The sequence below is a fragment of the Ruegeria sp. SCP10 genome, assembly GCF_040329495.1.
Lineage (GTDB): Bacteria > Pseudomonadota > Alphaproteobacteria > Rhodobacterales > Rhodobacteraceae > Ruegeria.
On record NZ_JBDZYF010000001.1, the window covers coordinates 187,418 to 213,014 of the forward strand.

The following is a 25,597-nucleotide window of genomic DNA, read 5'->3' on the forward strand; positions in this document are numbered from 1 at the left end:
ATGAAACTCAGCGATTTTGATTTCCACCTGCCCGAAGACCTGATTGCCACGCGGCCCGCCAATCCGCGATCCTCGGCGCGTTTGCTGGTTGCAAAAGGGGATAGGGTCACCGACAGCAACGTTTTCGATCTACCCGATTGGTTGCGAGCCGGCGACCGCCTTGTTTTGAACGACACACGGGTGATCCCGGCGCGCTTGAGCGGGCGCAGACACCGAGATAGCGCGCAGGGCCCAGTCTCTGCCGCGATCGAAGCAACCTTGCTAGAGCCGCAGTCAGATGGCTGTTGGACCTCCTTGGTCAAACCTTTGAAAAAGGTGAAACCAGAGGAGGAGATCGTCTTCTCGGACGATTTGTCAGCGGTGTTGGATCGGGTTGAGGACGGTCAGGCTTTTCTGCGCTTCAACCTGACTGGTGATGATTTCGACGCGGCGCTGGAACAGGCAGGCGCGATGCCTTTGCCGCCTTACATTGCCGCCAAACGCCCGGCGGATGAGCAGGACAAGACCGACTACCAGACCATCTGGGCCCAAAATGCAGGTGCCGTGGCTGCGCCAACCGCATCACTGCATTTTGATGAGGCGCTGATGCAGGCCTTGGCCGCACGGGGCATCACCTTCAGCCATGTGACATTGCACGTAGGCGCGGGTACGTTTCTGCCGGTGAAGGTCGAGGATGTGACCACCCACAAGATGCATGCCGAATGGGGACGAGTCAGCGCGGAAGCCGCAAATGAGATCCGCGCGACCAAAGCCGCAGGCGGACGCGTCATCCCGGTGGGCACCACAGCGCTGCGCCTGATCGAAAGCGCTGCGCGCCCGGGGCAGATCGAGGCCTGGGAAGGTGAAACTGACGTCTTCATCTACCCCGGCTTTCAGTTCCATGTAACCGATGCGCTGATGACCAATTTCCACCTGCCCAAATCCACCTTGTTGATGCTGGTGTCCGCCCTGATGGGTCAGGACCGGATGCGGCAGCTCTATGATCATGCAATCGCTCAGAAATATCGTTTCTTCTCATACGGAGATTCGTCGCTTTTGATCCCGTGAGGGCCGCGTTTCAGGCGGCGAACTCCAGGAATGTCGTAGACAAGCGCGACCGAGGCGGTTTTTGATCGCACCAACGAATCCGTATTCTGATCGGCATTTACCCGGAGGCCCCAATGATTCAGGTTCTGTCCAGCGCGTGGGCGTTGTTGCTGGGAATGGGGCTGTTGATGGTCGGCAACGGCCTGCAGGGCACGATCCTGGGTGTGCGTGGTGAGATCGAAGGCTTCTCGACGCTCGAGATGTCCTTCGTGATGTCTGCCTATTTTGTCGGCTTTCTGGGCGGATCACGTCTGGCGCCCGAGATGATCCGCCGCGTTGGCCATGTGCGCGTCTTTGCGGCGCTCGCTTCGTTCATCTCGGCTGTCATGATCATGTATCCGATGCTGACCGACCCGATAGCCTGGGTCTTGGGTCGTGTTGTGATCGGCTTCTGTTTCTCGGGCGTGTACGTGACCGCAGAAAGCTGGCTGAATAACGCAGCCAGCAATGAAAACCGTGGGCAGGCTCTGTCGCTTTACATGATCGTTCAGATGACCGGCATCATCAGCGCGCAGGGCTTGGTTCTGCTCGGGGACCCGGCTGGCTATCAGACCTTTGTTATCGCCTCGATTTTGGTTTCGATCTCATTCGCGCCGATTTTGCTGTCCATCTCGCCAACCCCTGCATTCGATTCAACCAAGCCGATGACATTGCGCGAGCTGCTTGGAAAGTCGCCCTTGGCCTGCGTTGGTATGTTCTTTCTGGGCGGCGTGTTCTCGGCGCAGTTTGGTATGTCGGCGGTTTACGGCGCGCGGGCCGGGTTGTCGCTGTTCGAGATCTCGACCTTTGTGGCCGCGTTTTATATCGGCGCGGTTGTCTTTCAATATCCGCTGGGTTGGTTCTCGGACCGAATGGACCGCCGCCTGCTGATCACGCTGGTCTCGGTCGCAGGTGGCGTTGGTGCCGTGGTCGGGATGATCTATGGCGTGACCTATCCTGTTCTGCTTGGGTCGGCGTTTGTCATCGGAGGTCTGTCGAACCCGCTTTATTCATTGCTGATTGCGCATGCGAACGACTTTCTTGATCACGAGGATATGGCGGCAGCTTCAGGCGGATTGGTGTTCATCAACGGCCTGGGTGCCATTGCGGGTCCGCTGATCACGGGTTGGTTAATGGGCGATGAGGTCTTTGGCCCGCAGGGCTTTTTCCTGTTCCTCGCCGCATTGCTGTTCATGACCGCGATTTATGCGCTTTATCGGACCACACAGCGTCCGACGGTTCCTGTTGACGAGACCGGTACGATGTCGCCGCTTTACCCCACAGCCTCGCCTGTGGCGTTTGAGGTGGCGCAGGAAGTGGCCATTGAAGCCGCCGAGGCCGAGCAGGATGCGCAGGAAACAGCTTAAGACACGAAAATATGTCGCAAATGTTGCAATATGTTACTGTCACAAATCTGTAAAATGGCCATAAATGACGTTACGTCCCTGGGGAGGGCACAAGACGGAGTTTAGGGCAATGGTAGGGCCTGAAGACGTACTGAGTTTTTGGTTGGATGAAGTTGGTCCAGACGGTTGGTATCTGCAGGATGATGCCTTGGACGCAAAAATCCGTGATCGTTTTCTTAAAACCTGGGAAGCATCGACCGAAGGCAAGTTTTCGCTTTGGTTGACTTATCCCAGCGGTGCCTTGGCATACATCATTCTGACCGATCAGTTTCCGCGCAACATGTTTCGGGGCAGTGCGCGGGCGTTCTCAACCGATCGGGCTGCGCTGGCCGCAGCCAAATGTGCGGTCGACAAAGGCTGGGACCTGAAGATCGATGAACCGGCGCGGCAGTTCTTCTATTTGCCGATGATGCATTCAGAAAACCTGTGCGACCAGGAACGCTGTGTCCGTTTGATTTGCCAAAACCTCAGCAGCGAGCCCAGCAATCTGTTGCATGCACGCGCCCATCGTGAGGTGATCCGCAAATTCGGCCGGTTCCCCTATCGGAATGAGGCTTTGTCACGCCATTCCACCGAACATGAAATGGCCTATGTCAGCATGGGCGGCTATGGCTCGACAGTGCGGGAATTACAGGCTGGGGGTTAAACCTCGGGCACGCATCCGCGAATGGCCAGAACCTTCTCGGTGATCACATCGCCTGCGGTGGTGATGGCCGTCTCCACCAACACATCAGGTTCTTCGGCCAGGTCGGAGAACTGGGTCTGAGCAGATTTCAAACTGTCTTCAATCGCGTCCAAACGATTCAGCGTCATGGAAATACGCTGCGTGGTGGCCGTATCCAAAGCGCTGCCATCCGTTGGCAGAGCTGCCAGTTCGCTGCGCAGGGCAGTTAGCTCTCCGCGAATGCCCTGGGCTTCGTCGCGCAAGGGGGCAACGACTTGAATGATATCCGAAAAATTAGCCGAGATACCCTCCACACTCGACGCTAGTTTCCAGCCAAGAAATAGGCAAAGGGCCACCAGGATCAGGGTGGCATTGAGCAGCGCGAGCAAAAGATCTTTCAATGTTTTGGCCATGGGAAGCCTTTCGAATAAACTGGGGTTGAGACTATGAAATTGCCTAAGGTTCTTCTGTTCTAGCCTTTGGGAAGTCCTGGGTATAGGTTGAAAACAGCGCCTTTTCGCTGCTGGTTCCTCGCGTCGCTTTTGTCGCGGATGTGCCGTGTTGATGCGCTTTGAGAAGTAGTTTAATGGTAAACTAAATTTCGTTCGACCTGCGCCGAGAGGGACACATGGCTGCACAATCTTTTGATCTGATCGTTATCGGGGCTGGTCCGGGGGGCTATGTCGCTGCTATCCGCGCCGCGCAATTGGGGTTAAATACCTGTGTGGTTGAACGAGAGCATCTGGGCGGGATCTGCCTGAATTGGGGCTGTATCCCGACCAAGGCACTGCTGCGCTCTTCCGAGGTGTTCCACCTGATGGAGCGCGCCAAGGATTTCGGCCTGAAGGCGGATAAGGTCGGATATGATCTGGATGCGGTCGTCAAACGCTCACGCGGTGTAGCAGGGCAGCTTTCGGGTGGCATCGGACACCTGCTGAAGAAGAACAAAGTGACCGTGGTGATGGGCGAGGCGACGATACCGGCCAAAGGCAAGGTTACGGTCAAAACAGACAAAGGCACCGAAGAACTGACCGCCAAGAACATCGTTCTGGCCACCGGCGCCCGCGCGCGTGAATTGCCGGGGCTGGAAGCTGACGGCGATCTGGTTTGGACATATAAACACGCGCTGCAACCGCCGCGGATGCCGAAGAAGCTGCTCGTCATCGGCTCGGGCGCAATCGGGATCGAATTCGCCAGTTTCTATAACACGCTGGGCGCGGATACGACCGTTGTCGAAGTCATGGACCGCGTACTGCCCGTCGAAGACGCCGAGATCAGTGCGTTTGCCAAGAAGGCCTTTACCAAACAAGGCATGACCATCATGGAAAAGGCGATGGTCAAACAACTGGATCGCGCCAAAGGCAAGGTTGCCGCACATATCGAGGTGAAGGGCAAAATCGAAAAACACAATTTCGACACTGTGATCTCCGCTGTCGGCATCGTCGGCAATGTCGAAAACCTGGGGCTGGAAGCGCTTGGCGTCAAAATAGACCGGACCCACGTGGTCACGGATGAATATTGCCGTACCGGCGTCGATGGGCTCTATGCCATTGGTGATATCGCAGGCGCTCCCTGGCTGGCGCATAAGGCTAGCCACGAAGGCGTTATGGTCGCGGACCTGATCGCCGGGAAACACGCGCACCCGGTCAAGCCCGAAAGCATCGCAGGCTGCACCTATTGCCAACCGCAGGTCGCCTCGGTCGGGTACAGCGAAGCCAAGGCAAAGGAACTTGGCTATGACATCAAGGTCGGTCGCTTCCCCTTCATCGGCAATGGCAAGGCCATCGCACTGGGTGAGCCTGAAGGTCTGATCAAAACTGTCTTTGACGCCAAGACCGGAGAGCTGCTGGGCGCCCATATGATCGGCGCGGAAGTCACAGAACTGATTCAGGGCTATGTGGTTGGCCGCCAGTTGGAGACTACCGAAGAAGATCTGATGAACACCGTCTTCCCGCATCCGACCCTGTCAGAGATGATGCACGAAGCCGTTCTGGATGCCTATGGGCGCGTAATCCACATGTAAGGGTAGGGGGCTCTGCCCCCGTCGCGGCAAGCCACGACTCCCCCGAGGTATTTTCAAACAGAAGAAGCAGGGCATCCGAACTTCTTCTGTTCCCAAATACCTCGGAGCGCGAGGCAGAGCCTCGCAAAATACTTCTACTTATTCAAAGCGTCCAGAATGCGGGCCCAGGAACGGATGCCCTTGTGGAAGCTTTTGACGTCATATTTTTCGTTGGGCGAATGGATGGCGTCATCGTCATTGGCATAGCCGACCAGCATGGAATCCAGCCCGAGCACTGTGTTGAAATACCCAACGACAGGGATAGAGCCGCCCATCCCGGTAAAGACCGCCTCGCGGCCCCATTCGTCAGATAGCGCACCGCGTGCGGCTTCGAATTCAGGCCGGTTCAGATTCATGACCGAGGCTGGCGATCCTTCCAGGTCGTTGTCCCATACTACTTTGGCATCTGGTGACAGGCGATCTTCTACATGTTTGCGGATTTTGTCACGCAGCGCGTCCGGGTCCATGTCACCCACAAGGCGACAGGTTATCTTGCAATGCGCCTCGGATGGGATAACCGTTTTCGACCCTGCACCGTTGTAGCCACCCCACAGCCCGTTCACCTCGAGCGTTGGCCGGGCCCATTGCTGTTCAAGCGTGGAATAGCCCTTTTCCCCATGCGGTTGGCTGTAGCCGACCGAATTCAGGTACTCGGCTTCGTCAAACCCGCAATTCTGCCATTGGCGCAACTGCTCGGCAGGCACTTCGTGGACGCCTTCGTAGAAGCCTTCCACGGCAACGCGGCCGGTTTCATCGTCGTAGAATGAATCCACAATTTTCGAAAGCTCACGCAGGGGGTTCAGGCCGGGGCCGCCATAGTGGCCCGAATGCAAGTCGATGCGCGGCCCGACGATGGTGAACTCATCCTTGAGCATACCGCGCAACTGCGAAGCAATCGACGGTACCCCCCGCGATACCATCGACGTATCGCAGACCAGCGCCAGATCGGCCTGCAATTCGTCCTTGTTGGCCTCCAGAAACGGCACCAGAGAGGGTGAACCGGATTCTTCTTCACCCTCGAAGAAAAATGTGATGCGGCAGGGCAGGGTGCCGTGAACCGCTTTCCAGGCGCGGCAGGCCTCGACAAAGGTCATCAACTGGCCCTTGTCGTCCGAGGACCCGCGCCCGCGGATGACCTGCCCATGCTCTGTATCTTCGAGGGCCGGATCAAACGGATCACGATTCCACAAGCTCAGCGGATCGACAGGCTGCACATCGTAGTGGCCATAGAACAAAACATGAGGCCCGTCTTGGCCTTCGCCCACATGGCCCACAACCATCGGATGGCCTGGTGTTTCGCGTTTTTCGGCCTGAATACCAATGCTTTGCAAATCCCCGACCAACCAATCGGCAGCCTGATCAACTTGTTCCTTGTAGGCAGGATCGGTTGAGATCGACGGGATGCGCAGCAGCTCCATCAAACGGTCGATCGCGCTTTGCAGGTCATCGTCAATCCGACTGAGCACAGGGTCTAAAGACATGAAGGATTCCTTTGTGGTAGACTGTGTTGGCCGAAACCTATCAGCGTTATCGCCAAGGTCCAGTCGGCGGAGTTAGTAAACTGAGTATTGTATTGGAGCTTATTTGAAACATCGACTTTCGCCTGCGTCGTTTCCTCGCGCCAGATATCCGCAACTTTACTTGTCGGGGCGAGAACAAGGCTGTATTTGATGCAAATCAAAGTTGGGTTTACCCGTTGGCGATAGGCCGAATAACAGGTGAATGCAAACGCGTCCCAAACAGTGTAAGCTGTGACGCTGGAAAGAATATGCCCGGTTTTCTGACCGTTCACCGGGCGACCAAGGAGGGTCCTTTGGACTATACTGCTCAGCTCGATACTGCGATTGCCAGGCTGCATGACGAAGGACGTTACCGGACTTTCATCGACATCGAACGCCGCAAGGGGCATTTCCCCCATGCGGTGCGGACGCGTCCGGATGGGTCGACGCAGGATATCACTGTTTGGTGTGGCAATGACTATCTCGGCATGGGGCAGAATGCGGTGGTTCTGGATGCGATGCACGAAGCCGTCGATGCTTCTGGCGCAGGTTCAGGTGGCACCCGCAATATCTCGGGCACCACCGTTTATCACAAGCGGCTTGAGGCCGAGCTTGCCTATTTGCATGGCAAAGAAGCGGCTCTGCTGTTCACCAGTGCCTATATCGCGAATGACGCAACGCTCAGCACTTTGCCAAAGCTATTCCCGGGCCTCATTATCTATTCTGACGCGCTGAACCATGCCTCGATGATCGAAGGCGTACGCCGCAACGGCGGGTCTAAGCGCATCTTCCGCCACAATGATGTGGAACATTTGCGTGAGTTACTGGAAGCCGACGACCCCAAAGCACCCAAACTGATCGCGTTTGAATCGGTCTATTCCATGGATGGGGATTTTGGACCCATCGAACAGATTTGCGATCTGGCCGATGAATTCGGCGCGCTCACTTACATTGATGAGGTGCATGCGGTTGGCATGTATGGCCCACGTGGCGGTGGCGTGACCGAGCGGGATCGTCTGGCCCATCGCATCGACATCATCAACGGCACGCTGGCCAAGGCCTATGGCGTGATGGGTGGCTATATCGCCGCCAGCGAAAAGATGTGTGACGCGGTACGCTCTTACGCGCCGGGCTTCATCTTTACCACGTCTCTGCCGCCTGCCGTTGCAGCGGGGGCCGCTGCCTCGGTGGCCTATCTGAAAACGGCGCCCGAGCTGCGCGAGCAGCATCAGACCCAGGCCAAGATCCTCAAACTGCGTCTGAAGGGGATGGGGCTGCCGTTGATTGATCATGGCAGCCATATTGTGCCCGTCATCGTGGGCAATCCGGTCCATACGAAAATTCTGAGCGACCGGTTGCTGGATGACTATGGCATTTATGTGCAACCGATCAATTTCCCGACCGTTCCGCGCGGAACTGAGCGGTTGCGGTTTACGCCGTCTCCGGTGCATGGACCGGGCGAAATGAACCGCTTGGTTCAGGCGATGGACGAACTTTGGTCACATTGTGCGCTAAATCGCGCCGAACTTGCCGGATAACCTTACGCTAAAGTGTGCAACTTATTTGCCACGTGTTAAGCTTACGCTAACAAAAGAAGCGGACGAATCGTCTATGGGGGACGATTCGGCGTTAGCGCAAAACGCGTGACAGGCAGAATGGGGCGGCAGGCATGATTGGGCGCAGATCACAGCGCGAATCTGAAGAAGGCGTGGAGTTCAGACCTAAGGGTTTTGACGACTACGAAGTGCGTCTGGGCGACCAGATGCGCGGTGAGCGCGCCACCATGGGTAAGTCGCTTCTGGATGTGCAGCGAGAGCTGCGGATTAAGGCCAACTACATCGCCGCCATCGAAAACGCCGATCCTGATGCGTTTGATACACCCGGCTTCATCGCCGGGTATGTTCGTTCCTACGCTAGGTATCTGGGCATGAACCCGGATGAGACCTTTGCCAGCTTCTGCGCGGAAAGTGGTTTTGAGGTCGCGCATGGGATGTCGGCCGAGGCCTCGGTTGTGCGCAAACCTTCTGGCGATGTTCTGGCACGCGGACCGATGGGTCGTGACCCGTTCATTTCGCCGAACACGCCTTACATTCCGGGCAAGGAATCTCTGGTCAGCCAGATTGAGCCACGCGCGATTGGCTCGTCTTTGGTGCTGTTGGCAGTGATTGCCGGCATCGGCTATGGCGGCTGGTCTGTTTTGAACAAGATTCAACAGGTTCAGGTCAGCCCAGTTGAACAGGCACCGGTCGTTCTGTCAGATCTGGATCCTTTGGATGCGGCCCGGACCAATACAGCCGAAGTCGAAATAGCGGCGGCCAACACCGAAGCGCTGGACCGTCTGTATCGCCCGCAAGCGCTGGATGTCCCTGTTCTGGTCGCGCGCGATGCGCCTATCTCAACGCTCGACCCGCGTGATGTAGGAGCCTTCCGTCCACCGGAATTGCCCGAAGTTGTCGTGGCAGACATTCATACCGTCGAACGCCCAAGCTTGCCGCAGGTTGTTGAACAGATCGACACAACTCTGAAAATCGTGGCCGTGGATCCAGCTTGGATGCGCGTTACGGCCGCCGATGGCAGCGTGATATTTGAAGGCACGCTTGGCACCGTCGAACAAGGCAACGTGTTCGAGGTTCCATTGACCGAAGAACCACCTCAGCTGCGGGCAGGGGCGTCTGGTTCGGTCTATTTCTCGATGGACGGCCAGCATTTTGGCCCTGCGGGTGCCCCCGGCACCGTCGCCAAGGGTGTCGTTCTGTCCAAGGATGCCGTGTCCGAGGTTTATGCCGTGGCCGATCTTGAGGCCGAGCAGAACAGCGCACTTAAGCAGTTGGTCGCTGAGCTGCAGACAGACGTGGCAGAACAGCCCTCTGAGTGATCTAGCCATTGCGGTACCCCGATTGGCGGACTATCTAAAGACGCAACTCAGGCAGATGCGGACCGGTCCCTATGTCCCTCAATCATGTACGCCCCTGGCGGAACATCTATCGTCGTAAGTCTCGTCAGATCATGGTGGGGAACGTGCCGGTCGGTGGCGATGCCCCGATTGCAGTTCAAACCATGACCAACACGTTGACCACGGATGTGGCGGCGACGGTGGCGCAGGTGCAGGCGGCGGCTGAGGCAGGGGCCGATATTGTGCGCGTTTCGGTGCCGGATGAGGCATCATCAAAAGCTCTGAAAGAGATCGTGCGCGAAAGTCCTGTGCCGATCGTGGCTGATATCCACTTTCACTACCGTCGTGGCATCGAAGCCGCCGAGTCAGGTGCTGCCTGCCTGCGGATCAATCCGGGCAATATTGGCAATGAACAGCGCGTGAAAGAGGTCATCCAGGCCGCACGCGACCACGACTGTTCCATCCGGATCGGCGTGAATGCGGGCAGTTTGGAAAAGCACCTGCTTGAGAAATATGCCGAACCCTGCCCCGAGGCGATGGTTGAAAGCGGGTTGGAGCATATCCGCATTCTGAAAGACAATGACTTTCATAATTTCAAGATCAGCGTGAAGGCCAGCGACGTGTTCCTGTCGGCTGCCGCCTATCAGGGCATTGCCGAGGCCACAGACGCGCCGATCCATCTGGGCATTACCGAGGCCGGCGGGCTGGTCAGTGGCACCATCAAATCGGCCATCGGTCTGGGCAACCTGCTGTGGATGGGTATCGGCGACACAATCCGCGTCAGCTTGTCTGCCGATCCGGTGGAAGAGGTTAAGGTGGGCTATGAGATTCTGAAATCTCTGGGCCTGCGCCATAGGGGCGTGAACATTATCTCATGCCCTTCCTGCGCGCGTCAGGGGTTTGACGTGATCAAGACGGTTGAGGCTCTGGAGCAACGGCTGGAACATATCAAGACACCGATGTCCCTGTCGATCATCGGTTGCGTGGTCAACGGCCCAGGCGAGGCGTTGATGACCGATGTGGGCTTTACCGGCGGTGGGGCCGGGTCCGGCATGGTGTATCTGGCGGGCAAAGCCAGCCACAAGATGTCAAACGACCAGATGATCGAGCATATCGTCGAAGAAGTAGAGAAGAAAGCCGCAGAACTGGACGCAGCAGCAGAAGCGGCGGAGTAGCTTTAGGTACTGGCGCAACTACCGGGCTGGCGGAGTAAGCAGGCGACCTTCTCTGACACAGATGGATTTCCGGGCCGTGTTGGCGAAGGAAACCGGTTCGCGATCTGCCAATTCGGGAAAGAGGTCCAGAATTTCATCGCGGGCACTTTGACCTGTTGCCTCAAGGCTTTGATCCGCAGGAAACAGGCTTTCTGTCTCCACTCCGTTGGAATAGATGATCTCATGAGTGTCGAAGAGGATGTGATAGTAGTCGACATACCCACCTGGTTCGAAACGGATCGAGCTGTCGTTGACCAGAGCTTTGGCAGGCACCAGAACCTCACCCTCTCCAAACAACAACTGGGCCCTCCAACCTGTAATGAGAATCCGGTGCTGCGGCGACAGTTTCAGAACATCGCTGTTGCCAATTGCGCCTTTCTTGAAGACGACAGGGGCCAAGTCGCCATGCGCGAAGCGCTTTGCTGCGCCAATCCAGCGAATGGGTTGTGCGCCGTTGTCTTTGGTATGGACAAGATCGCCAACAGCTAGGTCTTCCACCGAAACCTCACCATTGACGGTTCGTATCCGGGTTCCAGCGACAAAACACACAACGATTTCGGACGGAACGTTTACAATTCCCGAAGCCGTATAAGTTGTCCCCGTGACGATTGGAGTACCACCCGGATACTGAACGAGGTGGGTCGAGATGAAGTTTCCGCCGCCGCCGATCACCATTCCCAATGCATCCGGGCCGCCGGTTCCATCGATTTGCTGTTGCCAGCCAAAGGCAAGAGTTTGCCCAACCCAACTTGCGGGCAAAGACCCGGTTACGGCGGTAATGACGGGCAGGTTGGCTGTTTCCGTATCAGGGTTGTTGTCGCCTATGCCAAATGAGTCATCGTCCGAAAACGTGATCGTCCCGACGACACCCAGAGATGTAAAGGTTCCCCAAGCCGTTCCGGTAACGCCTATTATGTCAATACTGGGCATAAATCATCTCAACTCGTTCAAAAACTCAGTAAATCTGATGATACGCTTATCAGCGTCGTCGCGCGCAATAGTGGCAAAATCACGGAATTAACATGTAGATTCCCTGCACATTGCGGTCGGGTGACCAAGTAAAGCACCACAAAACTGTTTGAGCTTCATCAACCCGGTTTTGCCGGATCATCCTTATGAACTGGGCATTTGTTGCGTCGCGCAGTGAATGCCGCCACCCAATTCGCCCAGGGGATCGACGTCCAGGGTAACAATCTCACGCCCGGCGTAGTGGCGCTTGAGCGCGTTTCGAGCGATGTCGTCGGTTTCCGCATCGCCAAACTGGGCCATGATCACCGCGCCGTTGCAAACATAGTAGTTGGCGTAGGAGGCGACAAATTCCGGGTCGCGCACGCGGCGCTCATATGGCTCCGGAATGACTTCGACACGCAAGCCTTCGGCGATCAGCCTGTCATGAGTGTCCAAGGCGGCGGTATGGAACGGGTCGTTCGGATCAGGGTCATCCGGCAAATTGATCAGCACCCGCCCGGGCCCCGTGAACCGTGCCAGACTGTCGATGTGGTAATCTGTTATGTCCTCGCCCAAAACGCCCTCGGACCAGATCATCCGTTCTGCGCCGTAACCCTTTAAAAGCAAAGCCTCGACCTCTGCGCGCGATAGCCCGGGATTGCGGTTTTCATTTACCCACGAACTCTCATGGGCCATGAGCAGGCCGTGGCCGTCCTGTTCCACGCCTCCGGCTTCGCCGTTTAGCCCGGTCGGTATGATCGGGATGTCCAGCCGCTCGGCGATGCGACGGGCGATTTGCGCATCGTTCTTATGAACCTGCTTGCCACCCCAGCCGTTGAATTGAATGTGGCTGATGGCCAGATCGCCCGAGGTATTTGTCACAAAGATCGGACCGCTGTCCCGACACCAAAGATCATCTGTTGGAACATCCCAAAGCTGGACATTGTCCGAGAGAGAGCGGCGCGCCTGACCATGGTGTTCCCGCGCCGCAAGCATGACCACGGGTTCAAAAGCCGATATGGCGTTTGCGATATCCGCAATGGTCTGCTGAACCATCTTCAGCCATTCCGTGTCGCGATAAACAGCACGGTTTACCGGCCATTGCATGAACGTAAGCTGGTGAGGTTCCTCTTCTGCCGGTACGAAGTAGCCAGCAGAAGGGCCCGCGGATGCGTAACGTGCCTGAGACAAGGCGCCTACCGCTCCGATACCAAGGACGAATTCACGTCTGCGCATCTGGGCCTATTCACCCCCGATCAGCCCGAACACCATCTGCAATCTGCTGCATCTGATCCGCAGGCAGGAAGCCGCGCAGCATTTCGGTGCCCAGAACAAAGGACGGCGTACCCGAGATCTGCATCCGTTGCGCCAACGCGCGGGTGCGGGTGATCTCATCGGTGACCTGATCGCTGTCCATAGCGGCGATGATGGCGTCGCTGTCCAGGCCCAGACCGTAGGAGATGCGGCGCAGGGTGACTTCGCTGGGCTCTCCTGTGAATTCCAGCAGGGCGTCATGCACCTGCTTATACGCATCGTCCCCGGCCACATGCTTGGCGGCCACGGCAAAGCGCGAAGACAGAACCGAGGCATCGCCAAGGATCGGGAATTCCTTGATCACCAAACGGATGTTTCCGTCGGCTTCCAGCAACTGCGCGACCTCAGGAACCGCGCGGCGGCAATAGCCACAGCGATAGTCCATGAATTCGACAAGGGTGATGTCGCCATCCGGGTTGCCGCCGATCCAGCTGTAGCCGTCATTGAACAGCTCATCCACGTTTGCGGCCACCAGATCCTTGTCTGCGGCGGCTTCGGCTGCGGCGTTGCGCTGTTCCAGAATATTGATCGCTTCCAGAATAACCTCGGGGTTTTCCAGAAGGAATTCGCGCACCTGCGCACCAAATTCGGCGCGTTCCGCATCGCTCATGGCGTTCAGATCCAGCGCTTGTGCCGGGCCTGCGATCAGGGAAAGCCCCAGTAGGGCGGGGGCTGCATGTCTGAGGATCATTTCCGTTTCCTTTTCGAGTTCTTCTTTGCGCGTTCCGACGCAATCAACACATCCTGTGCCCTTTGCCAACCCGGAGACCCCTCGGGTAATTGCCCGACGGCGCGCCTTGCGTGGATCCCTGCATCCGCCAGCCGGCCTTGCAGGGCATATCTCTCAGCGGTGACGGCCGAGGCCATCCCATTGTTGCCGACCTGTGCGTAGGCCAGTCCCAAATCCCGCATCAGGCGGGCATCGCGAAAATCGCGAGCGCGTGCCTTTTCAAGCACGTGCAGGGCGTCCTTGGTCTTGCCTTGCGCCAAAAGGGCACGCCCATAGCCTGCCAGGATCAACGAGTCATTCGGTGCCATTTCAACTGCCTGACCATAGGCTTGAACCGCCTCAGCCAGTTGTCTGTTTTCCAACAGGATTTGCCCCTTGAGCTCATAGTAGAACGGATCGTCCGGGCGAATGGCCAGCGCCTCGTCAATCGCGGCGCGCGCACTGGCCAGATTGCGGTTCTGATGGTGGGCCGAGGCTTCTCGCATCATGCGGATGTCGCGATCGGTCTCTTCCTTGGCGCGGCGCAGGGTCCAGGACGGGGTGCGCAAAAAGGCCGAGAGCTTGCCTTTGACACGCGCAAACCAGTAGTCGGCATTTGCGTTGGGCTGGGCCTTGTCGCCGAACTCTTCCAGAAACGCTTCGGCGGCGCGCAGGCGTTCGCGGCTGGTGGGATGCGACCGCATATACGGGTCCTGATTTGCCGTGCTCAGCAGTTCTTGCCCAGCGAATTTGCGGTGAAGCGTGACCATCCCGCTGGGGGAGATACCGGCCCATCGCAAGTAGCTGGCCGCGCTGCGATCGGCCGAGGCCTCTTCAGCCCGTGTATGCCCCAGAAAGCTACGCAGCGCAGAGCTCTGCACACCCGCGGCAATCCCGGCGGCGGCCTCTCCGCCGCCCGCCGCAGCTGCGATCAGCGCCAATGCGGTGCCAAGGCCTGCATTGCGGTTCGCCGCACGCAGATTCTCTGAACGCCGCGCCAGATGCCCGTTGGCGATATGCGCGGCTTCGTGTGCGATCACCGCCTGCAGCATTTCGGGGCTGTCGACGCCCAGGATCAGGCCATAGTTCAAGTAGATCGCGTTATAGTCGATCACAAAGGCGTTAAACGTGCTGTCATTGACCACTAGGATTCGAACCCGGTTGGTGTTCAGCCCGGCTGCGCGGAGCACGGGAAAGGCCAGTTCTCGCAGGCCGTATTCGATATCGGGGTCGCGGATCAGGCTTTGCGCATGGCTCTGCACCGCCGCCGTCAGCCACAGGACAGCCGCCAGTATCAGGGCCGGGATTGACGCCAGCCGGGATACACGTTCAAAAGCCATGGCTGCAACATGGGAGATGGGCATGAGAAACTCAACCCGATCCGGGGTCGATCCGTTTATTGTGATGGACGTGATGGAGGCCGCGCGCAAAGCAGAAGAGGCCGGACGCCATATCATTCATATGGAAGTCGGCCAGCCCGGAACCGGTGCTCCGAAAGGCGCGACCGAGGCTTTGGCCCACGCGATGCAGCAGGGCCCGTTGGGCTATACGGTGGCTTTGGGCCTGCCCGCGCTGCGCCAGCGCATCGCGCAGATGTATGGCGATTGGTACAATGTCGATCTGAGCTCCGAACGGGTGGTGATCACTCCGGGGTCGTCGGGCGGGTTTCTTCTGGCCTTTACAGCGCTGTTCGACAGCGGCGACCGCGTCGGCATCGGCGCGCCGGGCTATCCGTCTTATCGACAAATTCTGAAAGCGCTGGGATTGGTGCCGGTCGATCTGCCAACCGCGCCCGAGAACCGATTGCAGCCTGTGCCATCCGATTTCGCAGGGCTGGACCTGCAGGGTCTGATGGTGGCGTCACCCGCCAATCCGACCGGCACCATGCTGAATCGCGCAGCCATGGGCGCTCTGATCGATGCGGCGTACGAGCAGGGCGCATCCTTCATCAGCGATGAAATCTACCATGGGCTGGAATATGAGGCCAAAGCCGTCACCGCATTGGAACTGACGGATGAGTGCTATGTGATCAACTCATTTTCCAAGTATTTCTCGATGACCGGCTGGCGGGTTGGTTGGATGGTGGTGCCCGAGGATCAGGTGCGCGTGGTCGAGCGCATTGCCCAGAACATGTTCATCTGCGCCCCTCATGCCAGTCAGGTGGCCGCGCTGGCCGCGATGGAGTGCACGGATGAATTGCAAGCCAATCTCGACGTCTATCGCCGGAACCGAGCGTTAATGCTGGACGGGCTGCCCAAGGCCGGTTTCACCAATATCGCCCCACCTGATGGGGCGTTCTACGTCTATGCTGATGTCTCGGATCTGACCAATGACAGTCGCGCCTTTGCGGCTGACATTCTGGACAAGGCGGGCGTTGCAGTCACGCCGGGGCTGGATTTCGACCCCACGCGCGGGCACACGACCCTGCGATTTTCCTACGCGCGCGCCACTGCTGATATCCAAGAGGGACTGGCGCGACTACAGGCATTCATGTCCGAACGCGGCGCGTTGGTGCGACAGGGCTGACCCGTTCACAAAAGCTGCGGCTTGGTATAGGGTGCCTACCAAACGATCTCGGGATAACTTGAGGCCATGAGCAGGATTTTCTATTGCATCGCGCTGATCTGGGCGCTGTCTTGTGCTGCTGTCGCGCAGGATTTCAGCGCCCTTGCACGCATTCAGCCGGATCAAAGCCGCATTGTCGACACCGGTCGCACCGGTGTGCAGGTCGATCTTGGCCTTAGCCAGGGGGTGCCGTACCGCATCTTCACCCTGCGCGATCCATACCGGATGGTGATGGATTTCCAAGAGGTCGACTGGAGTGGCCTGAACAGTTCAGACTTCCTGCAATCCGAGCTGATCAGCGGCGTTCGGTTTGGCGCTTATGTTCCTGGCTGGTCTCGATTGGTGCTGGAACTTGGTGCACCGATGGCCGTGGACACCGCCGAGATGCAGATCGATCCGAATGCTGGCACGGCCACGCTGACGCTCAACCTCAAAGGCGTTGATTTCGACGTGTTCAACGCCTCGGCAGGTGAGCCCAAGAATCCCGGTTGGGATTTGCCTGAACCTTCGCTGACCGGTCAGGCGACCCCCCGCAAGTCCGATGGCCCTTTGCGCGTGATGCTGGACCCCGGACATGGCGGTATCGATCCGGGGGCTGAGGTTGGGGGGATCACCGAGAAAAACATGATGCTGACCTTTGCGCGCGAACTGCGGGAAATGCTGTTGCGTTCCGGCGGGTATGAGGTGGTCATGACCCGTGTAGACGATCAGTTCGTTTCGCTGGAACGTCGCATCGCGCTGGCGCATCGGGCAGGCGCGGATGTGTTTATCTCGCTGCATGCGGATTCGCTGTCCGAGGGGCAGGCTCATGGCGCGGCGGTTTACACCCTGTCGGATGAGGCCTCAGATGTGGCCAGTGCAAAGCTGGCCGAACGCCACGATCGCGCGGATTTGCTGGCGGGCGTCGATCTGAAAGGTGCGGATGATGTGGTCACGGACGTCCTGCTGGATCTGGCCCGGCAAGAGACCGAGCCCCGCACAGACGCGCTGGCGCAGGCCCTGGTCAATGGTATGGCGCAGCAGGGCGGGCCAATGAATCGCAAGCCATTGCGCACCGCATCATTCTCGGTGCTGAAGGCCGCAGATATACCCTCGGTTCTGGTGGAATTGGGGTTTCTGTCCAGCCCCCGAGACCTGGAAAATATCAAAAACCCCGATTGGCGCGCCAAGATGGCCTTTGGTATTTATCAGGGGCTTGAGGACTGGAACCAGCAGGATGTGATCAGGCGGTCCCTGATTGGACAGTGACCTGACGCCTCAAAACGGCTAGAATGTGCCTGTGGTTTTGACCCTTGGGCGGTGCGCCCCTATATAGGCGGCAGCGCGAGAAAAAGGCAGTAACGTGATCCGGTTTGTTCTTTCGATTTTCGGGGCGATCTTCAGCCTCGTGACTTTGGGTATTTTTATGGCGGCGCTGGTGGTTGGTGCCGTGTTCTGGATGTATGGTCGTGACTTGCCCAGCCATGAATCACTGGCCCAATACAAACCGCCAACGATCAGCCGGATTTATTCAGGCGAAGGCCAGCTGATCGACGAGTTCGCGCAGGAGCGCCGCCTGTTCACCCCGTCCGAGGAAATCCCCGATCTGGTGAAGCAGGCCTTTATTTCTGCCGAAGACAAGAATTTCTACAGCCATCAGGGCTATGACCCGCGCGGGATCATCGCGGCTGGGGTTGAGGCGGTGCGCACCAAAGGGGAAACCGTGCGCGGGGCCTCGACCATCACGCAGCAGGTGATGAAGAACTTCCTGTTGTCCGGCGACCGCCGGGCCGAGCGCAAGATCAAAGAGATCATCCTCGCCACCCGGCTTGAGGATACCTTGGACAAGGAGCAAATCCTCGAACTCTATATGAACGAGATTTTCCTGGGTCAGAACTCTTATGGTGTAACCGCTGCCGCCCAGACCTATTTCAACAAGACCTTGCAGGAACTGGCCCCGCATGAGGCCGCGACACTGGCCTCGATGCCCAAGGCGCCGTCTGACTATCACCCGGTTCGGCAAAAAGAACGCCTGCTTGCACGCCGCAACTATGTGCTGCGCGAGATGAACCAGAACGGCTATATCGATCAGGCGACTTATGAGACCGAAGTCGAGATGCCTTTGCGGTCGGTGCAGAACGGCGATTTCGAAAGCTTCCGCACCGCGCTGCCACCGCGCGATTATTTTACCGATGAAATCCGCCGCCAGCTGAGTGAGGATTTTGGTGAGGGCGAATTCTTTACCGGGGGTTTCACTGTTCGTGCCTCGGTTGATGAGGAAATGCAGGTCGAGGCCGCCAAGGCCCTGCGTACCGCATTGCAGAAATATGACCTGTCTCGTGGCAAATGGCGTGGAACCGGTGAGGTGATTGCCGAAGACGCGCTGGCGGATGAGGCGCAATGGCGCGATGCGCTGTCTCTGATGGAAATCCCGCGCGATGTGGTGCTGCCGACCCAATGGTATCCGGCTGTGGTGCTGGACGTCGCCGAGCAGCAATTGACCGTCGGGATCGAGGATGGTCCATCCGACGGCATCATCCCGCGTTCTGACATCAAGTGGATGCAGGGCAATTTCTTCGACAATTTCAAACGCGGCGATGTGATCCTTGTGATGGCCGGGGAAGAGGGGCAGTGGTCCGCCCGTCAGGTGCCCGAAGTGCAGGGCGGCTTTGTCGCGATGGACGTGAACTCAGGCCGCGTTTTGGCAATGCAGGGGGGGTTCTCGTACCAGGACACTGTGTTCAACCGCGCGACGCAGGCGCAGCGCCAGCCGGGGTCTTCATTCAAGCCTTTCGTCTATGCGGCTGCGCTGGACAGCGGCTATAGCCCGGCAACCATCGTTGTGGACGCGCCGATTGAAGTGAACACGCCACAGGGCTTGTGGCGGCCCAAGAACTCGTCGAACAAATTCTACGGCCCGACGCCGCTGCGTACCGGGATCGAACAATCCCGAAACCTGATGACCATCCGTTTGGCGCAAGAGGTGACGATGCCAGTTGTTGCCGGATACGCCGAGCGGTTCGGTGTGTATGACCGCATGGGCGCTTTCCTGGCCAGCTCACTTGGGTCCGAAGAGACGACGCTCTACAAAATGGTTGCGGCTTACGCGATGTTCGCAAATGGCGGTGAACGGGTAGAGCCCACGCTGGTCGACCGAATTCAGGATCGGTTCGGCAAGACGATCTATCGCCATGATGATCGGCAATGTCTGGATTGCAATTCCAGCTGGCTGGAGCCGGATGAATCGCCCACGATTGAGACCAACCGCTCGCAGGTCATGGATGCGATTACGGCCTATCAGCTAACCTCGATGATGAAGGGTGTTGTCGACCGGGGTACGGCCTCGCGCTTTGTGAACCTTCCGGTGCCGACTGCGGGTAAGACCGGAACGACCAACGACTCGAAAGACGCCTGGTTCATCGGCTTTACCTCGAACATCGTAGCGGGGTGCTACATCGGCTATGACCGTCCGCGCCCGATGGGCAGGGGGGCCTATGGCGGCACCATGTGCGGCCCGGTGTTCCAAAGCTTCATGGAAAAAGCGGTTGAGAAGTATGGCGGGGGCCCGTTTGACGTGCCGCCCGGTGGTCATTTTATCAAGATCGACCGGTTCAGCGGCGCGCGCTTGCCCGCAGAGGCGACAGGTGATTATGTCGTGGCGGAGTATTTCCGCGATGGTGTCGATGGCTTTATCGATCGGATCTATGATGGTGGTTTTGCCATCGGATCAGACCTGCCGCTGTTCGAAGAAGTTCAGCGCGCAGGTGTACAGGTGCAAACCTCAACAGGTGAAACGGTCACCGTCGGCCCGAAAGCCTCGCAAGGCGATTTGAGCACGGGCGGTCTTTACTGATTTGCTGCGTTAAGTAGCATACGCAACAAATCGGCCTCTTTGTCTTGTGCAAGGGGGCCGCTTGCCCTCCAGTAGATCGACAACGCGCATTTGGCGGCGGCCCATTGGGCCAGGCGCTGTCGGTCAACGCCAAGGGTATCTGCGTAGAGCGAAAGGCATTTGTTCATGTGATCAGGTTGGCGCACGAGCTGCGGCATACCCTTGGGATGCCGGATCGCGTTGGCCAGTTCAAAGGCAAGATCGCCCAGATAGCCTTTGGCGTCGATGACACGCGGACACGCGCCGCTGAGGATGACATTGTCGGGGTGCAGATCGCCGTGCAGCGGGGTAATTCTCGTCTGACTGTTCAACAGGCTTTGTGCCAATTGGGTGGCCTGTTGCATATCCCGAACCAGATCGGCCGGGCAGGAGGGGGCGAACTGGCATTCAAGCAAGGGGCGGAACACCTGGGTCAGCGGGCGCAGCCCAGAAATCTGCGGGGTGGCCTTGGCGTGCAGGCGTTTAGCTGTCTCTGCCAAAGTGACTAGGGCCTGACCATACTCTCCCCGCCGCGCGATATCCCCGAGCGTGGGGCCTTCGAGCCATTCCATCAGGATCGCCGTTCCGGTTTCTTTGAGAATCCTGACGGCCCCCCGGTCTTGCCAAGAGCTCAGGATTTCGCTTCCCGCTGCTTCGTTGCCGCGATCCGGGCGATGATAGAGCTTAAGCGCAGCTGCTGTGCCGCCAGAATTCAGAACCTTCCAAACACGGGCCGCGCCGGTTTCAGCAACCGGCGCAATCAAGGTCAGCTGCCATTGATCCAGAATCTCTTGTGGTGGGTTCTGCATTCCCGATGCGCCTGTCTTGTGGTGGCCTCCACCTCTTGCTATCACGCAGGCCTGATTGAGCAAGTTGGGACAACACCATGCGCGCCGAAACCCAAAATATCGTGGCGGAGATAGAAAAGTCGCTGGAGCTGCTGGCGCAGCGCATGGACTATGAAACCGCGCCTCACCGGCTTGAGGAGTTCAATGCGCGGGTCGAGGATCCGAACCTGTGGGACAGCCCTGAAAACGCGCAGAAACTGATGCGCGAGCGGCAGATGCTGGTCGACGCCATTGAGACATACGAATCCATCAAAACTGACCTTAGCGACAATATTGAGCTGATCGAACTGGGCGAGATGGAAGAGGATGACGAGGTTGTTAAGGACGCCGAAGAGGCCATCGCCAAGCTGGGCTCGAAGGCTGCCAAGAAAGAGCTTGAAGCGCTGTTGGATGGCGAGGCTGACGGCAACGACACTTTTCTTGAGATCAATTCAGGTGCAGGTGGCACGGAAAGCTGCGACTGGGCCTCGATGCTGGCGCGCATGTATGTGCGCTGGGCAGAGAAAAAGGGCTATACGGTCGAGTTGCAATCGGAGACGGCCGGTGAAGAGGCTGGGATTAAGTCTGCGGCGTATAAAATCACCGGTCATAATGCTTATGGTTGGCTGAAATCGGAAAGCGGCGTGCACCGATTGGTGCGAATTTCTCCGTTCGATTCGGCGGCAAAACGGCATACGTCTTTCAGTTCGGTCTGGGTCTACCCGGTCGTGGACGACAATATCGAGATCGAGGTGAACCCGTCGGATATTCGGATCGATACTTACAGGTCATCCGGTGCAGGTGGCCAGCACGTAAACACCACCGACTCGGCGGTACGTATTACGCACATCCCAACCGGGATTGTTGTGACCTCGTCCGAGAAATCGCAGCACCAGAACCGGGATATTGCGATGAAGGCACTGAAATCGCGGCTTTATCAGCAAGAGCTGGACCGCCGGAACGCCGACATCAACGCCGCGCATGAGGCGAAAGGTGATGCGGGCTGGGGCAACCAGATCCGGTCTTACGTGTTGCAGCCCTATCAGATGGTGAAAGACCTGCGGACAAACCATGAGACCTCGGACACCAAAGGGGTGTTGGACGGGGATCTGGATGGGTTCATGGCGGCGACGCTGGCGTTGAATGTGGCGGGTAAAAGCCGGTCCGAAGCGCAAGGCGAGTAAGTCGGCAGGGGGCTCTGCCCCGCCGCGGCAGGCCGCGACTCCCCCGGGATATTTTTGGCCAGATGAAGCGGATCCGGTGTGCGTGTCCGGGGCGGAAAAGATGTATTGAAACAGTGGGTTTTAATGATCTGGTGGCGCAGCTAGGCTGGGTGTGACTTTCACGACCCCTGCCGCTGGAGCCTAAATGGACATCACAAAATATTCTGCGCGGATGCTGATCGCGGACTTATCGGAGCGGCGGGTGTCTGCGGAAGGCGTGATGCGCGCGACGCTGGAGCGGATCGGGCAGGTCAACGGCGCGGTGAACGCCATCGTGGCGTTACGGGATGAAGAGGCGCTGTTGGCCGAGGCGCGTGCGATCGATGCCGGGCCAATACGCGGGGCACTTCATGGGGTGCCCGTGGCGGTGAAGGATTTGGTCAATGTAGCGGGTGTCGTCTCATCACAAGGATCGCCGCTGTTTGACGGGTTCGTGCCCGAGACGGATGATTTGATCGCGGCGCGGATGCGGGCGGCGGGGGCGATCCTGATTGGCAAGACCAACACGCCGGAATTTGGCCTTGGGTCGCATACGTTCAATCCGGTCTATGGGGCGACACGCAATCCCTACGATGCCGCACGGACCTGCGGTGGGTCTTCGGGTGGGGCGGCGGTGGCCTTGGCGACCGGGATGGTGACGCTGGCCGATGGATCGGACATGATGGGCAGCTTGCGCAACCCGGCCGCCTGGAACAACGTCTACGGGTTTCGGCCCAGTTGGGGCCTGGTGCCGTCGGACCCGGTTGGGGACAGCTTTCTGCACCAACTGTCAACCCTTGGACCAATGGCGCGCAGCCCCGAGGATATTGGCCTGTTGCTGGATGTGATCGCGGGGTTTGATTCGCGATTGCCCTTGAACGCGCCCCATGGGTCTGTGTCGCCGGTTGAGCCCCTGGATTTGACGGGGATGCGCATTGGCTGGCTGGCGGATTGGGGGGGTGCCTTCCCGATGGAGGCGGGGATATTGGACCTCTGCGAAACGGCTTTGGGCGTATTCGGGCAGTTGGGGGCCCATATCGAGCGGATACCGCCGCCTTTTGATGCGGAGCGTTTGTGGGACAGTTGGATCACGTTGCGCTCTTGGTCTGTTGCCTCGGGTCTTGAGCCATTGTCCCAGAACCGAGATGCCCTAAAAGACAGCGCACAGTGGGAACTGGACTGGGGGCTGGCGCTGTCGGCGATGCAAGTGCATCAGGCGAGCGTGGTACGGTCCGATTGGTTCCGTAAGGCAGTCGAGGTTTTTGACCGCTACGATGCCCTGATCCTGCCGGCGGCGCAGGTCTGGCCATTTGATGTCGACCTGCCATACCCCACCGAAATCTCTGGGCGGGCCATGGATACATATCACCGCTGGATGCATGTGACCGTGCCCGTCAGCCTGATCGGTCTGCCCTGCCTGGCGGTTCCTGCCGGTTTTGGGGGGCAAGGATTGCCGATGGGGTTGCAACTGTTCGGGCCGCGTGGGTCGGATGCCCGCCTGTTGTCCATTGGTGCGGCCTGTCATGCGGCAACAGAGTGGCCCCAAAGGCGGCCCGCCTTGCAGTAACGCCTCACGGCGAGGAGGAGTTGAGATGGATAGACCCTTTGGTGTTCCGAACCTGCGCCCGGTGAACCGCGCAATGATACGGCAGGCATTGCATCAGGCCTGGGCTGATCTGCGCCGTGCGCCGATCTTTGGTCTGATCTTTGCCGGGTTTTATGTTCTGGCCGGGTGGGCCATGGCATGGATCACCGTGCAAACCGGCACAAGTTTCTGGCTGGTTCTGGCCGCGATCGGCTTTCCGCTAATCGGGCCGTTTGCGGCTGTCGGCCTATACGAGGTCTCTCGTCGGTTAGAACAGGGGGAACCTCTTGATATGCCTGCCGTATTCGGTGTCGTGCTGCAGCAAAGCCGCCGCCAATTGCCCTCGATCTGCGCCATCATCGTTGTGGTGTTTTTGTTCTGGTTCTTTTTGGGCCACATGATCTTTGCCCTGTTCATGGGGCTCTCGACGATGACGAACATATCCAGTTCGTTGGAGGTTTTTCTGACCCCCAACGGGGTGATGATGTTGGCTGTCGGCACGGCTGTTGGTGCGGTTTTTGCAACGCTGCTTTATATGATTTCGGTTTTGTCGATACCGATGCTGCTGGATCGAGAACTGGATTTTGTCACCGCCATGATCGCCAGCTTTACATATGTCTCACAAAATAAAGTCGTGATGCTGGCTTGGGGGCTGTTTATCGCGGTTTTGACCTTTGTTGCGATGCTTCCCTGGTTTTTGGGCCTGTTGATCGTGCTGCCTCTGTTGGGCCATGCAAGCTGGCATTTGTACCGGGGAATTTGCAGTGAAGACGCACCAGATTGATCAATCTACCATAGGCGCCGTTTCGCGAGGGTTAGATCGATGGCCCACCGGTTTTTGCAGAGTGTCGCGCGGCTTGGAACACGGTTTCAGCGTTCTGTTTGAGATGGCGCAGAACAACCGGCTGTGGCTGATGCGGGTCAGAGGGTTTGATAACCGTTCCGCGCCAAATTTCGGCATCCTGATTCAGCAAGTATATCTTACTGTTATGGCCACCGCGTTGTGAGGTCAGAATGTAGACATGATCGCCAGTGGTCGCTGCAATCCCTTGAATTTCGCGCGCTTGCGGTGATGTGCCGGGCATATAGGCTCGGGGTGTATAACCCCGTATCAAGGTGCATTGAGGTCGCCGTTTGGCGTAAAGCAAGGTCACTTGTGGTGCCGAGGGCTGGCTTTCGGCGACCGCATAGAAACCGGATGCAAATGTCCTTGGTCCTCGAACTTCAGATCCGGACCCCAGAAACTGTGTCAGAATTGAACTTGCAGGATGTTCTTTGACAGCAGGAATTTCACCTAAGGGGCTTAGGACAATCCTTGCATCAACATCGAAAAACCGACAAATCCGATCCAAAACATCTGGGCGTGGGAAGCTTTCGCCTGCGAGGTAGCGATTGAACTGCGTCCGATTGATGCCGAGGTTTCGGCATAAGGCCGAGACAGATGGGTAGTCGCGCGCAAGGTGCCTTAGGTTCGAGCCGAACATAGCCCGAAGCTCAGCAGGGCTGCGAATGTCATCGGCCATGTTTTTCCCCGGCGCTTTTATTGCTTCATGTATTAAAAGTTCAGGCTTACGGATAACCGCAGGCACTGAGAAATCACAAAAATCACCAAAACAACGCATCCCCAAATCGCGTTGCGGCCCGAAGCTAACGTCACGTAAGCCAAAAGCAATAGGCTTTATCTCAATTTGTTTGAGGTTTTTCTCAGAAGAAGGAGCGTTATGGTAAAAATAACGCACATAAAGCCACTCGATTGCCAGCATCTGTGGAAATCGGCCGAATTCAAATCGACCC

The 25,597-nt window shown here is 57.9% G+C and carries 21 protein-coding genes; 13 read left to right on the forward strand and 8 right to left on the reverse strand.

The genetic code is table 11. The features are described 5' to 3' along the window. The 3 genes from queA to ABLN87_RS01030 all read left to right on the forward strand — a co-directional run bounded on the left by queA (window position 1) and on the right by ABLN87_RS01030 (window position 3,117). Window positions 1-1,047, forward strand: coding sequence for a tRNA preQ1(34) S-adenosylmethionine ribosyltransferase-isomerase QueA (gene queA, locus ABLN87_RS01020; protein ID WP_353006578.1), 1,047 nt, complete (start codon window positions 1-3; stop codon window positions 1,045-1,047). A gap of 113 nt (window positions 1,048-1,160) precedes the next feature. Then, the gene (locus ABLN87_RS01025) at window positions 1,161-2,432 is read left to right on the forward strand and encodes an MFS transporter (protein ID WP_170530557.1); all 1,272 of its coding nucleotides are present in this window, start codon (window positions 1,161-1,163) and stop codon (window positions 2,430-2,432) included. A gap of 109 nt (window positions 2,433-2,541) precedes the next feature. Continuing rightward, complete coding sequence (locus tag ABLN87_RS01030) at window positions 2,542-3,117, forward strand: DUF924 family protein (protein ID WP_353006581.1); 576 nt, start codon at window positions 2,542-2,544, stop codon at window positions 3,115-3,117. Here the strand turns inward: ABLN87_RS01030 and ABLN87_RS01035 are convergent. Further along, window positions 3,114-3,548 (reverse strand): hypothetical protein, encoded by a 435-nt coding sequence (locus ABLN87_RS01035; protein ID WP_353006583.1) that lies wholly within the window; start codon window positions 3,546-3,548, stop codon window positions 3,114-3,116. The two genes, ABLN87_RS01030 and ABLN87_RS01035, sit on opposite strands and share 4 nt — an antisense overlap. 215 nt (window positions 3,549-3,763) lie before the next feature. Between ABLN87_RS01035 and lpdA the strand changes: the two genes are divergently transcribed. After that, the gene (gene lpdA / locus ABLN87_RS01040) at window positions 3,764-5,158 is read left to right on the forward strand and encodes a dihydrolipoyl dehydrogenase (RefSeq protein WP_353006586.1); all 1,395 of its coding nucleotides are present in this window, start codon (window positions 3,764-3,766) and stop codon (window positions 5,156-5,158) included. Between the two features lie 134 nt (window positions 5,159-5,292). On the opposite strand, the gene ABLN87_RS01045 is transcribed toward lpdA, so the two are convergent. Beyond that, a complete protein-coding gene (locus tag ABLN87_RS01045; RefSeq protein WP_353006589.1) occupies window positions 5,293-6,678 on the reverse strand; it encodes a dipeptidase in 1,386 nt (461 codons plus the stop codon). Window positions 6,679-7,010: 332 nt separating this feature from the next. On the opposite strand from ABLN87_RS01045, the gene hemA reads away from it, so the two are divergent. The 3 genes from hemA (at window position 7,011) to ispG (ending at window position 10,764) form a co-directional block, all read left to right on the forward strand. Further along, the gene (gene hemA / locus ABLN87_RS01050; protein ID WP_353008362.1) at window positions 7,011-8,234 is read left to right on the forward strand and encodes a 5-aminolevulinate synthase; all 1,224 of its coding nucleotides are present in this window, start codon (window positions 7,011-7,013) and stop codon (window positions 8,232-8,234) included. A gap of 131 nt (window positions 8,235-8,365) precedes the next feature. Continuing rightward, window positions 8,366-9,571 (forward strand): helix-turn-helix domain-containing protein, encoded by a 1,206-nt coding sequence (locus ABLN87_RS01055; RefSeq protein WP_353006592.1) that lies wholly within the window; start codon window positions 8,366-8,368, stop codon window positions 9,569-9,571. A 71-nt stretch (window positions 9,572-9,642) separates the two neighbouring features. Continuing rightward, window positions 9,643-10,764, forward strand: coding sequence for a flavodoxin-dependent (E)-4-hydroxy-3-methylbut-2-enyl-diphosphate synthase (gene ispG / locus ABLN87_RS01060; protein WP_353006595.1), 1,122 nt, complete (start codon window positions 9,643-9,645; stop codon window positions 10,762-10,764). An 18-nt stretch (window positions 10,765-10,782) separates the two neighbouring features. Here ispG and ABLN87_RS01065 read toward each other — a convergent pair whose 3' ends face one another. The 4 genes from ABLN87_RS01065 to ABLN87_RS01080 all read right to left on the reverse strand — a co-directional run bounded on the left by ABLN87_RS01065 (window position 10,783) and on the right by ABLN87_RS01080 (window position 15,138). Continuing rightward, a complete protein-coding gene (locus ABLN87_RS01065; protein WP_353006598.1) occupies window positions 10,783-11,733 on the reverse strand; it encodes a Hint domain-containing protein in 951 nt (316 codons plus the stop codon). A 183-nt stretch (window positions 11,734-11,916) separates the two neighbouring features. Further along, the gene (locus ABLN87_RS01070) at window positions 11,917-12,987 is read right to left on the reverse strand and encodes an agmatine deiminase family protein (protein ID WP_353006601.1); all 1,071 of its coding nucleotides are present in this window, start codon (window positions 12,985-12,987) and stop codon (window positions 11,917-11,919) included. A gap of 10 nt (window positions 12,988-12,997) precedes the next feature. Beyond that, window positions 12,998-13,756 carry a DsbA family protein gene (locus tag ABLN87_RS01075; protein WP_353006604.1) on the reverse strand — a complete coding sequence of 253 codons (759 nt, stop codon included), beginning with the start codon at window positions 13,754-13,756 and terminating at the stop codon, window positions 12,998-13,000. Next, complete coding sequence (locus ABLN87_RS01080; RefSeq protein WP_353006607.1) at window positions 13,753-15,138, reverse strand: M48 family metalloprotease; 1,386 nt, start codon at window positions 15,136-15,138, stop codon at window positions 13,753-13,755. Before ABLN87_RS01080 ends, ABLN87_RS01075 begins: the two co-directional genes overlap by 4 nt. On the opposite strand from ABLN87_RS01080, the gene ABLN87_RS01085 reads away from it, so the two are divergent. The 3 genes from ABLN87_RS01085 to ABLN87_RS01095 all read left to right on the forward strand — a co-directional run bounded on the left by ABLN87_RS01085 (window position 15,137) and on the right by ABLN87_RS01095 (window position 20,171). Beyond that, entirely contained in the window at window positions 15,137-16,300 is a 1,164-nt protein-coding gene (locus ABLN87_RS01085; protein ID WP_353006610.1) for a pyridoxal phosphate-dependent aminotransferase, read from the forward strand. The genes ABLN87_RS01080 and ABLN87_RS01085 overlap by 2 nt on opposite strands. Before the next feature lie 66 nt (window positions 16,301-16,366). Continuing rightward, window positions 16,367-17,587 (forward strand): N-acetylmuramoyl-L-alanine amidase, encoded by a 1,221-nt coding sequence (locus ABLN87_RS01090; protein WP_353006612.1) that lies wholly within the window; start codon window positions 16,367-16,369, stop codon window positions 17,585-17,587. Window positions 17,588-17,681: 94 nt separating this feature from the next. Continuing rightward, window positions 17,682-20,171 (forward strand): penicillin-binding protein 1A, encoded by a 2,490-nt coding sequence (locus ABLN87_RS01095; protein ID WP_353006615.1) that lies wholly within the window; start codon window positions 17,682-17,684, stop codon window positions 20,169-20,171. On the opposite strand, the gene ABLN87_RS01100 is transcribed toward ABLN87_RS01095, so the two are convergent. After that, window positions 20,165-20,998: an aminoglycoside phosphotransferase family protein gene (locus ABLN87_RS01100; protein WP_353006618.1), complete on the reverse strand. Its 834-nt coding sequence runs from the start codon at window positions 20,996-20,998 to the stop codon at window positions 20,165-20,167. The genes ABLN87_RS01095 and ABLN87_RS01100 overlap by 7 nt on opposite strands. Window positions 20,999-21,075: 77 nt before the next feature. Here ABLN87_RS01100 and prfB point away from each other — a divergent pair, with 77 nt between their 5' ends. The 3 genes from prfB (at window position 21,076) to ABLN87_RS01115 (ending at window position 24,587) form a co-directional block, all read left to right on the forward strand. Next, window positions 21,076-22,200, forward strand: coding sequence for a peptide chain release factor 2 (gene prfB, locus ABLN87_RS01105; RefSeq protein WP_353006621.1), 1,125 nt, complete (start codon window positions 21,076-21,078; stop codon window positions 22,198-22,200). A gap of 184 nt (window positions 22,201-22,384) precedes the next feature. Then, the gene (locus ABLN87_RS01110; protein ID WP_353006624.1) at window positions 22,385-23,785 is read left to right on the forward strand and encodes an amidase; all 1,401 of its coding nucleotides are present in this window, start codon (window positions 22,385-22,387) and stop codon (window positions 23,783-23,785) included. 25 nt (window positions 23,786-23,810) lie between these two features. Beyond that, entirely contained in the window at window positions 23,811-24,587 is a 777-nt protein-coding gene (locus tag ABLN87_RS01115) for a DUF2189 domain-containing protein (protein ID WP_353006627.1), read from the forward strand. 31 nt (window positions 24,588-24,618) lie between these two features. On the opposite strand, the gene ABLN87_RS01120 is transcribed toward ABLN87_RS01115, so the two are convergent. Beyond that, a complete protein-coding gene (locus ABLN87_RS01120; RefSeq protein WP_353006630.1) occupies window positions 24,619-25,566 on the reverse strand; it encodes a helix-turn-helix domain-containing protein in 948 nt (315 codons plus the stop codon). Window positions 25,567-25,597: the final 31 nt, after the last annotated feature.